This window comes from Mesorhizobium sp. M4B.F.Ca.ET.017.02.2.1 (assembly GCF_003998955.1).
GTDB classification, from domain to species: Bacteria; Pseudomonadota; Alphaproteobacteria; order Rhizobiales; family Rhizobiaceae; genus Mesorhizobium; species Mesorhizobium abyssinicae.
Map to the genome: position 1 here is coordinate 1 of NZ_RZOF01000062.1, position 10,849 is coordinate 10,849.

The 10,849-nt window shown below is 64.2% G+C and carries 12 protein-coding genes, 1 other RNA gene and 1 pseudogene; 7 read left to right on the forward strand and 7 right to left on the reverse strand.

Annotated elements, in window-relative coordinates; all coding sequences use genetic code 11:
• Nucleotides 1-1,453, forward strand: a 1,453-nt coding sequence (locus tag EN738_RS10610) for an AsmA-like C-terminal region-containing protein (RefSeq protein WP_281034308.1), incomplete at its 5' end; no start/stop codon positions are given.
• A gap of 52 nt (nt 1,454-1,505) precedes the next feature.
• Here EN738_RS10610 and EN738_RS10615 read toward each other — a convergent pair.
• Nucleotides 1,506-1,931: a helix-turn-helix domain-containing protein gene (locus tag EN738_RS10615; RefSeq protein WP_127283638.1), complete on the reverse strand. Its 426-nt coding sequence runs from the start codon at nt 1,929-1,931 to the stop codon at nt 1,506-1,508.
• A 123-nt stretch (nt 1,932-2,054) separates the two neighbouring features.
• On the opposite strand from EN738_RS10615, the gene EN738_RS10620 reads away from it, so the two are divergent.
• Nucleotides 2,055-3,857, forward strand: coding sequence for a chloride channel protein (locus EN738_RS10620; RefSeq protein WP_127283639.1), 1,803 nt, complete (start codon nt 2,055-2,057; stop codon nt 3,855-3,857).
• On the opposite strand, the gene EN738_RS10625 is transcribed toward EN738_RS10620, so the two are convergent.
• The 4 genes from EN738_RS10625 to EN738_RS10640 all read right to left on the reverse strand — a co-directional run bounded on the left by EN738_RS10625 (nt 3,854) and on the right by EN738_RS10640 (nt 5,648).
• On the reverse strand, nt 3,854-4,081 hold the full coding sequence (locus EN738_RS10625; RefSeq protein ID WP_127283640.1) for a ribbon-helix-helix domain-containing protein: 228 nt from the start codon (nt 4,079-4,081) through the stop codon (nt 3,854-3,856). The genes EN738_RS10620 and EN738_RS10625 overlap by 4 nt on opposite strands.
• Nucleotides 4,082-4,090: 9 nt before the next feature.
• Nucleotides 4,091-4,288 carry a DUF4169 family protein gene (locus tag EN738_RS10630; RefSeq protein WP_127283641.1) on the reverse strand — a complete coding sequence of 66 codons (198 nt, stop codon included), beginning with the start codon at nt 4,286-4,288 and terminating at the stop codon, nt 4,091-4,093.
• 18 nt (nt 4,289-4,306) lie between these two features.
• Nucleotides 4,307-4,840, reverse strand: a complete 534-nt coding sequence (locus EN738_RS10635; protein WP_127283642.1) for an SspB family protein — start codon at nt 4,838-4,840, stop codon at nt 4,307-4,309.
• 118 nt (nt 4,841-4,958) lie between these two features.
• Nucleotides 4,959-5,648 carry a TetR/AcrR family transcriptional regulator gene (locus EN738_RS10640; RefSeq protein WP_127283643.1) on the reverse strand — a complete coding sequence of 230 codons (690 nt, stop codon included), beginning with the start codon at nt 5,646-5,648 and terminating at the stop codon, nt 4,959-4,961.
• Between the two features lie 207 nt (nt 5,649-5,855).
• On the opposite strand from EN738_RS10640, the gene EN738_RS10645 reads away from it, so the two are divergent.
• Complete coding sequence (locus EN738_RS10645) at nt 5,856-7,061, forward strand: multidrug effflux MFS transporter (RefSeq protein ID WP_127283644.1); 1,206 nt, start codon at nt 5,856-5,858, stop codon at nt 7,059-7,061.
• 174 nt (nt 7,062-7,235) lie between these two features.
• On the opposite strand, the gene ssrA is transcribed toward EN738_RS10645, so the two are convergent.
• Nucleotides 7,236-7,596, reverse strand: a transfer-messenger RNA (tmRNA) gene (gene ssrA / locus EN738_RS10650).
• A 157-nt stretch (nt 7,597-7,753) separates the two neighbouring features.
• On the opposite strand from ssrA, the gene EN738_RS10655 reads away from it, so the two are divergent.
• Together EN738_RS10655 and EN738_RS10665 are read left to right on the forward strand one after the other, a co-directional pair.
• Nucleotides 7,754-8,065, forward strand: a complete 312-nt coding sequence (locus EN738_RS10655) for a DUF2853 family protein (protein WP_127283645.1) — start codon at nt 7,754-7,756, stop codon at nt 8,063-8,065.
• Between the two features lie 365 nt (nt 8,066-8,430).
• Nucleotides 8,431-9,225, forward strand: a complete 795-nt coding sequence (locus tag EN738_RS10665) for a thymidylate synthase (RefSeq protein WP_127283646.1) — start codon at nt 8,431-8,433, stop codon at nt 9,223-9,225.
• Between the two features lie 57 nt (nt 9,226-9,282).
• On the opposite strand, the gene EN738_RS10670 is transcribed toward EN738_RS10665, so the two are convergent.
• Nucleotides 9,283-9,489: a molybdopterin-binding protein gene (locus EN738_RS10670; protein WP_127283647.1), complete on the reverse strand. Its 207-nt coding sequence runs from the start codon at nt 9,487-9,489 to the stop codon at nt 9,283-9,285.
• A 163-nt stretch (nt 9,490-9,652) separates the two neighbouring features.
• Between EN738_RS10670 and modA the strand changes: the two genes are divergently transcribed.
• Together modA and EN738_RS36195 are read left to right on the forward strand one after the other, a co-directional pair.
• A complete protein-coding gene (gene modA / locus EN738_RS10675) occupies nt 9,653-10,450 on the forward strand; it encodes a molybdate ABC transporter substrate-binding protein (RefSeq protein ID WP_189605798.1) in 798 nt (265 codons plus the stop codon).
• 16 nt (nt 10,451-10,466) lie between these two features.
• Nucleotides 10,467-10,849: pseudogene (locus EN738_RS36195) on the forward strand (molybdate ABC transporter permease subunit); the annotation flags it as partial.

Genomic DNA, 10,849 nt, shown 5'->3' on the forward strand with positions numbered 1-10,849 from the left:
GTTCGGCGACCAGTCCTTCCAGGCCGGCAAGGGCGGCTGGCCGACGACGCCGTTCAGCCAGAAGTCCAGCCTGCCGTTCACCGCCGACCTGGACCTCACCACCGCGGCTCTTGCTGCCGGTCCCTTCGCCACCGCCTATGACGCGGCGCTGTCGCTGAAGCTCGACCAGGAGGGCATCCGGGTCTCCGATCTCAAGGCCAAGCTTTTTGGCGGCGCATTGACCGGCCTGTTCGAGCTGAAGAACAATGACGGCACCGGGCTCTTCTCCGGCCAGATGAAGCTTGCCGGCGCCGATCTTCCAGCCCTGCTGCCAAATGCCGGCCTGAGCGGCAGTGGCGACGTCTCGACGGCACTGTCGACCAGCGGCAAGTCGCTCGATGCAATGGTTGCGGCCTTGTCGGGTTCCGGCACGGCGGCGCTGAAGGGACTTACCGTGGCCGGCATGAACCCCGATGCCTTCGCCGCCTTCATCGACAAGGCCGATGCCATCGGGCGCGATATCGACGCGGGCAAGACCGCCGGCTTTGCGCCCGAGATCGCCGGCAACGGCAGTTTTGCCGCCAAGGACACCGATATTGCCTTCACCATTGCCGGCGGCATTCTCAGGGCGCCGCCGATCAGCCTCGACAATCCGTCAGCGTCGCTGTCGGCCGACGTTACCGCAGACCTCAACACCAGCACCGTCACAGCCAGGGGCGCGATCACCTACAGGCCGGGCGACGAGGCGCTTGTCGGCTCCGAACCGGCGGTGAATTTCAGCGTCGATGGGCCGCTTGGCGCCGCCGGACGCCAGTTCGACAGCGAGCCGCTGGCGCAGTTCCTGACGCAGCGCGCGCTGGAGAAGGAACAGCAGCGGGTCGAGGCCATGCAGGCGGCGCTGTTGGAGAAGCAGCGGCTGCGGCGCGAGGTGCGCTACTATGCAGCACTGCAGACCGAACGCGAGCGGGCGGCCGAGGAATTGCGCCGGCAGGAGGAAGAGGCGCGGCTGAAAGCCGAAGCCGAAGCGAAGGCCCTGGCTGAAGCGGAGGCGCAGGCCAAGGCCGAAGCTGAAGCAAAGGCACAGGCCGAGGCGGACGCGAAAGCCCAGGCCGAAGCCGAGGCAAAGGCACAAGCCGAAGCTGATGAGAAGGCCAAAGCCGAGGCTGAGGAAAAGGCGCAGGCCGAGGCGGACGCGAAGGCCAAAGCAGATGCCGAAGCCAGGGCACAACAGCAGGCGGCCGACGATGCGGCCAAAGCGCAAGCCGCGGAAGAGCGGCGAAAGGCCGAAGAGGCTTTGCGCATCGCCTCGGAAGAAAAGGCCAAGCGGGACGCCCAACGCAAGGCCGCCCAGCAGGCCCCCAAGCTCGACGGGTCGCTTCCCGGCGTCAATGACGGTTCGGCTCCACCACCGGCTAAGCCCAAGTCCAACCCGTTCACGATCGACAATCTGCTGAAGTCGCTGGACGGAGGGTGATGGCGGACCGAGGCCGGCCAGCCAGGCCACCCTCGGATCTTGTCAGTTGCGATCACCGATCCTGCCGACTGAGCAGCCGCTTTAGCATCGGCTCGATACGTCCGAGCTCGTCGAGATGCGCCGCCGACAGTTCGGCGAGGCAGTCATCGGCGCGCTCGGTGAGCCGCAAAAGCACACGGCGGTGGTCGTCCTTGTCCTGGTCCCTGGTGACAAGCCCGGCCTCGCACAGGCGGTCGACCAGTTCAACGGCGCTGTGGTGGCGGATGCGCAAGCGTTCGGCCAGGTCGCCGACCGTCACCGGTCCCGCGCCCGGAAACCCCTTGATCGCCAGCAGCGCCTGGTGCTGGCGCGGGGTGAGACCCGCCTCATTGGCCTGGACCTGGCTGAATTCGAGGAACCGCCGGATCAGGTAGCGGAATTCGGACAGCCGCTGATAGTCGGCCTGGCTGATGGCGGGGCGTGAGTTTTGCGAAGGCATCGTGGCCGACCTTTGTTCGTTTCCGGCAAAAGCTCAAACTGTTTTTCGTCGCAAATCGGCCTTGTACATTTATATCGTGTTACGATAGATAGTGGCCCGACAACCAGAAAGCTGGGCTCCAAAATGAAATCCGCTCATGCCGGAAACGGCCATCTCCGCGACTTCACAACCGACGCGCGGGTGCTTCTCATCGCGGCCATCGCCGTCGTGGTCGCCACGGCGGGGCTGTTTGCCGGCATTGCGCTGCTGAAGCTCATCCGGCTCTCCACCAACATCGCCTATTTCGGCCAGTTCTCGCTCGCCGAACTCAGGCTCGAGGACACGCCGCTTGGGCTTGCCGCCGTGATCGTGCCGGTGATCGGCGCGCTGATCATCGGCTTGATGGCACGCTTCGGCAGCGAGAAGATCCGCGGCCACGGCATTCCCGAGGCCATTGAGGCGATCCTGCTCGGGCGCTCGCGGCTCGACGCCAAGGTGGCGATCCTGAAGCCGTTGTCGTCGGCGATCTCGATCGGCTCGGGCGGGCCGTTCGGCGCGGAAGGCCCAATCATCATGACCGGCGGCGCCATCGGCTCGCTGATCGCGCAGATGCTGCCGGTCAGCGACAATGAGCGCAAGACGCTGCTGGTGGCGGGGGCGGCGGCCGGCATGACCACCGTGTTCGGAACGCCGATCGCCGCCATCATGCTGGCTGTCGAGCTGCTTCTGTTCGAATGGACGCCGCGCAGTTTCATTCCCGTCGCGGTCGCCGCCATCGTCGCCGAGGTCGAGCGCACTTTGCTGCATCTGCCGGGACCGATCTTCCCGTTCGAGGGCAGCATGGCGGCGACATTTCCGGGACTTGCCGGCTGGGTGCTGATCGGCATCTCAGCCGGGCTCCTGTCGGGATTGCTGACGCAGATGGTCTATGCCTGCGAGGATGCATTCCAGAAACTGCCGATCCACTGGATGTGGTGGCCGATGCTCGGCGGCCTGGTGGTCGGCATTGGCGGGCTGATCGAGCCGCAGGCGCTCGGCGTCGGCTATGACAACATCGCCAACATGCTGGACGGCAAAACGCTGGCGGCCGCCGCGCTAACGCTTCTGGTTGTGAAGGCGATCATCTGGTCGGTGGCGCTGGGCTCGGGAACGTCCGGCGGCGTGCTGGCGCCGCTGCTGATCATGGGCGGCGCGATGGGGGCCGCGCTTGCCGGCATCCTGCCCGAGGCGACCCCCGGCTTCTGGCCGCTGCTGGCGATGGCCGCGACCATGGGCGGCACCATGCGCGCGCCGCTGACCGCCACCTTCTTCGCGGTCGAGCTGACCGGCAACACCCATATCCTGGTGCCGCTGATCGCGGCCTGCGCCACGGCGCACGCGGTCACCGTGCTGTTGATGAAGCGCTCGATTCTGACCGAAAAGGTGGCGCGGCGAGGGCACCATCTGGTGCGCGAATACCGTATCGATCCGTTCGCGCTGACCAGGGTGCGCGAGGTGATGACGACAGAAGTCGAACGCGTGCCGGCAACGATGACCTTGCATGGCGCCGCCGCCTTCCTGACCGCGCCGGAGACGCGGCACCCGAGCTTTCCCGTCGTGACCGGGGAAGGGCACGTGCTTGGCGTCATCGATCCGCCGGCGATCCTGCGCTGGCGGCGCGCCGGCAAGCACCGCAAGACGACGCTTGGCGAGTTGCTGGCCGGCAGCAAGGTGACGCTTGCCTATCCCGACGAATATCTGGAGGGCCTGTCCGACAAGCTGCTGACGGCAAACATCTCGCATCTTCCCGTCGTTACGCGCGAGGATGCGCGCCTGGTCGGCTATGTCGGCTGGAAGGATCTGATGCGGGTCCGGTCGAAAAAGCAGGCGGAGGAACGTGACCGTTCGGCCTTGCTCTCCTTTGGCGCCCGGCGCCGGAAACAGGGCAGCGCGACGGGCCCTGTCTAAGCCACTCCAGCACCGCGCTTGGCCCAATCCAGCACATAAAGCCTGAGCGCGGAGGAGAGGTTGGCGTCGCGCGGACGGGTTTCGTCGATCTCGGCGACGAGAGCGGCAAGCGTCAGCTTTCGCGCCGCCGCGATCGTGACGAGGTCGTCGTAGAAGGGCTTTTCGAGCGAATAGCTCGTGCGATGGCCGCGGATCGTCACGGAACGCTTTTCGACCGGGCTCACGTGAGGCGCTCAGCTCTCGTTTGGATCACCAGGCTTTTCGCGGCGATGGCCGGCGATGAAGTGCTCGGCCTTGTCGGCGGCCAGGCGGTCGCGGTCCCTTTCGGCCTTTGAGCGGCCGTGCAGGGCACGGCTCTCGCCGGCCAGGCGCTCCTTCTCGGTGCGCGCCTTTTGCTTGCGGACCTGGCGGAGATTGACGACGTCGCCCATGCCGCACCGTCCGGCGTGTTATTTCTTGCGGAAGGCGTCGAGAGACACCACGTCGGCGCTCTTGCCGGCGTCCGCGGCGGCGGGCTTCTTGTCGGCCTCGGCGGCGGCCTTCTTCTTCGTCTCCGGCTTCTTCTCGGTGACGACGGCCAGCGGCTCGGGCGCGGGCTGCGCCGGTTCGTCGTCGGCCGCGCCGTCCGTCTTGACGTCGAATTCGAGCTCGAAATTGACCGAGGGATCGTAGAAGCCGCGGACTGCGGAGAAGGGGATCTCTAGCTTTTCCGGCACGTCGGAGAAGGAGAGCCCGACCTCGAAGCCGGTGTCGGACACTTTCAGGTCCCAGTACTGGAACTGGATGACGATGGTCATCTGCTCCGGATAGCGCTCGCGCAGCCGCGACGACACGCGCACGCCCGGCGCGCCGGTCAGGAACGTGATGAAGAAATGATGGTTGCCTGGAAGGCCGGTGCGCGCGACTTCGGCCAGGACCTTGCGCATGACGCCGCGCAACGCCTCCTGGGCCAGAATGTCGTAGCGGATGTGGTCGTCGGCCATGTGACGGTCGGGTTCCGTTGAATCGTCCGCATAGCTGTAATCAAGCTTGAGCGCGGCGTAAACCGCATATAGATCGCGGTCTCCCGGAAGCGAGGCTCTTTGCCGACGATTTGATGGCTCAGGCGCCGACGAGCGCGCTCTTTCTGGGCGCGTGGGAGGCGGCCTTGTGGCGGCCGAAGGCGCGCAGGAAGGTGCGCACGCCATTGCCGGCGGATTGCAGCACCTCTTCCTCCGTCGGCGTGCCGCCGAGCATGAAGCTTATCTGCAATTCGGCGTTGACGAGGGCAAGGAATTGGCGCGCCGCCACGTCCGGGTCGTCGATCGACAGGTGTCCGGCATAGGCGAGGCGGGCAAAGCGGGCGGCAAGCGCCGACCAGGTTCGCCCCGGCCCCTGTTCGCGCCATTCGGCGAAAAGCTCGGGATAACGTTCGCCCTCGGCCTGGATCAGCTTGCGCAGGAACCTGCCGTCACGGTTGCAGATGCAGTTGCGGTTCATGCGCACGGCAAAGCCGACAAGATCGGCTTCGAGGTCGCCGGGCTGGTCGGGGAAGGTGGCGATGGTGGCGAAGATGCCGGCGTTGCAGCGCTCGGTGAGGTCGCGCACGACGGCGATGAAGAGCTTTTCCTTGTCGCCATGGTGGTTGTAGACGGTCTGGCGCGATACGCCGGCCTCGGCGGCGATCAGGTCGATATTGGCGCCGGCAAATCCTTCGCGGCAGAAAACCGAAGCAGCGACCTCGACAACCGAAATGCGCTTTGCCTCATGGCTGCGTGGCGGGAAAGTGTCAGGAGAGGCGCCGGGCTTCATAAAAATCTATATAGCGGTGATTGACGATTTGGACAAGAGTGTCTAATTTTGTGGACATAGAACAAAGGCATTTCGCTCCGGATGGACGAATAGGTTCGCTCAAGAGACGAACAAGTTCGCTCTGGGATGTCGGAATGTCACGGGATGGAACGTCCTGGGTTAGACGCCGCCTTCGCGGCGGCAGCCAGATCCGAAAGAAGCCTTACCATGAGTCCCAAATTCCTCCGCATCGCGGTCGTGCTCGGCCTGTTGTCCGCCATCGGCCCGTTCGCCATCGACATGTATCTTCCTGCCCTGCCGTCGATCGGCGAGGATCTGCACGCCGGCACCTCGGCGGTGCAGATGAGCCTGCTGATCTTCTTCCTGTCGATGGGGTTCGGCCAGATCCTCGTCGGTCCGATCTCCGATATGGTCGGCCGCAAGCTGCCGCTCTATGGCGGCCTCGCGCTGTTCATGATCGGCGGCATCGGCTCGGCGATGGCGCCGACCATCGAATGGCTGATCGCCTTCCGCTTCCTGCAGGGCCTCGGCGCCAGCGCCGGCATGGCTATTCCGCGCGCCATCGTGCGCGACCTGCACACCGGCAACGAGGCGGCCAAGCTGATGTCATTGCTGATGCTGGTGTTTTCGGTGTCGCCGATTCTCGCGCCGTTGACCGGCAGCCAGATCATCGAGAGCTTCGGCTGGCGCGCCGTGTTCTGGACCGTGACGGGTGCGGCGGCGCTCGCCACCATCCTGCTCGCCACGTCGCTCAAGGAGACGCGCTCTGTCGAGGAGCGCGCCGGCTCCTCCTTCGGCACGGCGTTGTCCGGCTACCGCTACCTGATGGGCGACCGCAACTTCCTCGGGCTGGTAGCGATCGCCGGCTTCGGCATCGCCAGCTTCTTCGTCTATCTGTCGAGTTCGTCCTTCATTCTGATCGACCACTACGGCCTGTCGCCTTCGGTCTACAGCGTGTTCTTCTCGATCAACGCGGTTGCCTTCATCGGCATGTCGCAACTGACCGGGATGCTGGCGGACCGCTTCGGGCTGAAGCGCGTCGTCTGGGTGGCGGTGACCGGTTATGCGACGACGATGGTGGCGCTGTTCGCGATCATGGCCTCCGGCGTCGACCGGCTCGACGTGATGGCGGCGCTGCTCTTCGTCGGCTACGGCTTCCTCGGGCTGGTCATCCCGACCACTTCGGTGCTGGCCATGGAAGAGCATGGCGAGATCGCCGGCACCGCCTCGGCGCTGATGGGCACGCTGCATTTCGCCATCGGCGCGCTGGCCATGGGTGTCGCCGGGCTGTTCTTCGACGGCACGCCGCTGCCGATGGTGGCCGGCATCACGCTCTGCGCGGTGATTTCCTTCTCGCTGGCCAAGCTCACGCTCGGCCGCGTGCGGGAGACAGTGGAAGCGCCGGCCGAGTAAGCAACGCTCGAAATCGTAACAAAAAGGCCGGGCTCACCCGGCCTTTTTCATGTTTTGCATAAGCCGCATCGGCAACGAAGCGCAATCGCTCCGCGATGGGAACGAGCAAACAGAGGGTCGTAGCTCCGTACAAGGCGCAAAAAATGCCGCTGCAGAAAAATGGAGGAGGGGAGAAGTGGAGGTTTCTGTTGCCAGGTACCTCCGAACCCCGCCTAGAAGTGCGAACCTCTAGGGCTTGATTTGAAGCGTTCGCACTGCATTACGCAGCGAGACGAGCTTCCGCATAGTTGTCGTTGGCAACTATAAGTTTAGCCCGATGACGGTGGTACAATGCCGGGCAAAAGTACGATCTTTACACCTTCGTCGATCCTATTTCGCCCCCAGCAAAAGCCGCTCTTTCGACAAGAGCGGTTTTTGGTGGAGGCGCCGGGTACCGCCCCCGGGTCCGAACGGCTTATTGCATCGCCTGTTTATCGCCATAGTCGGTCAAGCCGACGAAACGAATATAGGGGCCGATCATGGAAATTGAAAGGCCGAATGGGACTTTGTCCCTATCTCAAAATGGGTTGACTTGCCGGCGCGCTCAACCGAAGCTTTGCACCGGTGAGGAGTTGCTACCTAGCGCACAGATTGCGTAGAGCGCCACAAGCCTCATCGACAGGATCCGTGGCGCCGACGAGGGGATTTTTCTGATGGCCGACTATCTCGCGGATGTGAAGAAGTACGACGCCGGCGCCAGCGCCGACGCGGTCGAGAAGATCGTCAAGCACCTGGGCATCGCGCTGAGGAACCGCGATTCCTCGCTGGTGTCCTGCACGGACCCGAAGGAACTGGAACGCGTCCGGGAGAACTGGGCCGCCAAGAAGCTCGGCGTCGCCGACGCCAAGAAGGCCGATGGTGCGATCGAGAAGGTCTGCAAGGCGATGGCCGCCGACAACACCAAGAGCCGGGTGACGTTCTACTACCTTGTGGCGAAGGACCTGGGCAAGCTCGGCTCCCTCTGAGATCGGGCGTCGGCTTGCAGAGGCCGGCGCCGCAAGGGCGGTCGCTCCAGATTTGAATTTGCACCCACTGGGCGGCAGTGCCGCCCCTCACCTGCCTGCCGACATCCTCTCCCCGTATAGTGACGGGGAGAGGGGACGCGGTCATTGATGGTTTCGCCAATCACCGGCGTTGCGAGAAGGGCAGCGGTGTGCGGCCAGCCTCTTTCTCCCCGTCACTATACGGGGAGAAATGCCCGGCAGGGCAATGAGGGGCGGCGCAACCGCCCGGAAAGAATGGTGGCAAAGCAATGCTTGTGCCGTATTGATGTGTTCGGCCAGCTGTCTGGCAGCTATAATGCCCGCACTCCCGAATCGAGGCCAAGCCGATGCGCCAGTATCTCGACCTGTTGAAGCATGTGCTGGAGAACGGCGTCGACCGCGGCGACCGCACCGGCACCGGCACCCGCGGGGTGTTCGGCTACCAGATGCGTTTCGACCTCTCACGCGGCTTCCCGGTCACGACGACCAAGAAGCTGCATCTGAAGTCGATCATCCACGAGCTGCTCTGGTTCCTGGCCGGTGACACCAACATCAAATACCTCAAGGACAATGGCGTCTCCATCTGGGACGAATGGGCGGACGAGAACGGCGACCTCGGCCCGGTCTACGGCAAGCAATGGCGCTCATGGCCGGACGGCCGTGGCGGCGAGATCGACCAGATCGCGGGCCTTCTGAAGGAGATCCGTCGCAATCCCAATTCGCGGCGGTTGATCGTCTCGGCGTGGAATCCGGCCGAGGTCGAGGCGATGGCGCTGCCGCCCTGCCACTGCCTGTTCCAGTTCTACGTCTCGGAAGGCCGGCTGTCCTGCCAGCTCTACCAGCGCTCCGCCGACATTTTCCTCGGCGTGCCGTTCAACATCGCCTCCTACGCGCTGCTGACGCTGATGGTGGCGCAGGTGACCGGGCTGAAGCCCGGCGATTTCGTGCACACGCTCGGCGACGCGCATCTCTACTCGAACCATTTCGAGCAGGCGCGCGAGCAGTTGCGGCGCACGCCGAAGCCGCTGCCGACGATGTGGATCAATCCGGAGGTGAAGGACCTTTTCGCCTTCCGGTTCGAGGATTTCCGGCTCGAGAACTACTTCGCCGACGCGACCATCAAGGCGCCGATCGCCGTCTAAGGAGTGTGGGTATTCAGGGGATGCCGGACTGCGACCGGCGGTTTCCTGCGCTTCCGGTCAGTCGATGCCGACCATGACATCCGAGGCCTTGATCACCGCATAGGCCTGCTTGCCCTTTTCGAGCTTGAGGTCGGCAACCGCTTCGTTGGTGATCGAGGCGGTGACGATGGCGCCGCCGGTATCGATGCGGACATGCGAAGTGGTGGCTCCCTTGACGATCTCGACGATCGTTCCCTTGAGGATATTGCGGGCGCTGATCTTCATCGAGGGCTCCTTCGCTGTGTTGGCTGAAATCCATCGTAGGCTGGGAAAATCCTGTCTGACAACGACAGTGGTCGCGAAAGCTCTTTCCTTGTTATATTCGTGCGGATATATCGATCGGCAGGCTTTGAGCCGAATGGATTTTCAAACCCCCGGGGAGAGTTTCATGCTGACGCGCACGGATTTCGGACTTAAGGCCTTCGCTGTTGGCGGGCTGACCGCACTTTTGATGGCCGCCGCACCCGCCGCCCATGCCGAGGACAAGGTGGTCGTCTTTGCCGCGGCCAGCCTCAAGGAGGCGCTCGATGGCGTCAACAAGGCGTGCGAGGCCGATGTCGGCGAGGCGGCGACCATTTCCTACGCGGCAAGCTCGGCACTGGCCAAGCAGATCGAGGGCGGCGCGCCGGCCGATATCTTCATCTCGGCCGACCTCGACTGGATGAAGTATCTCTCGGACAAGCAGCTGACCAAGCCGGACACCGAGGTGAAGCTGCTCGGCAACCAGATCGTGCTGGTGGCGCCGAAGGATTCCAAGGTCGAGGCCAAGATCGACAAGGGTTTCGACCTCGCCAAGCTGATCGGCGACAGCAAGCTCGCCATGGGCGATGTCAAGGCGGTGCCGGCCGGCAAATACGGCAAGGCGGCGCTGGAATCGCTGGGCGTGTGGTCCTCGGTCGAGAGCAAGGTGGCGCAGGCCGAGAATGTGCGCGCGGCGCTGAAGCTGGTGTCGACCGGCGAGGCGGGGCTCGGCATCGTCTATGCCACCGACGCGCATGCCGAAAAAGGCGTGAAGGTGGTCGGCACCTTCCCGGAGCATTCGCATCCGCCGATCATCTACCCGGTTGCCCAGACCGCCGATTCGAAGGACAAGGATGCGCCGGCATTCCTGAAATGCCTCGAATCCGCCAAGGCGGCGGACCTTTTCAAGGCGCAGGGGTTCACCATCCTGGCGCCTTCCAACTAAGGCAGCGTCCCGACGCATGAACTGGCTGCTGGACCTCACTCCCGACGAATGGAATGCGGTCCGGCTGTCGATCAAGGTGGCCACGGTGGCGATGCTCTTCAGCCTGCCACCGGGCATCTTGATTGCGCTGGTTCTTGCCCGGGGAAAGTTCTGGGGCAAGACGCTGCTCAACGGGCTGGTGCACCTGCCGCTGATCCTGCCGCCGGTGGTGACCGGTTACCTCCTTCTGCTCACCTTCGGCAAGCGGGGGCCGGCCGGCGCCTTTCTGGCCGAGCATTTCGGCATCGTCTTTTCCTTCCGCTGGACGGGTGCGGCACTTGCCTGCGGCGTCATGGGCTTTCCGCTGATGGTGCGGGCGATCCGGCTGTCGATCGAGGCGGTGGACCGCCGGATGGAGGC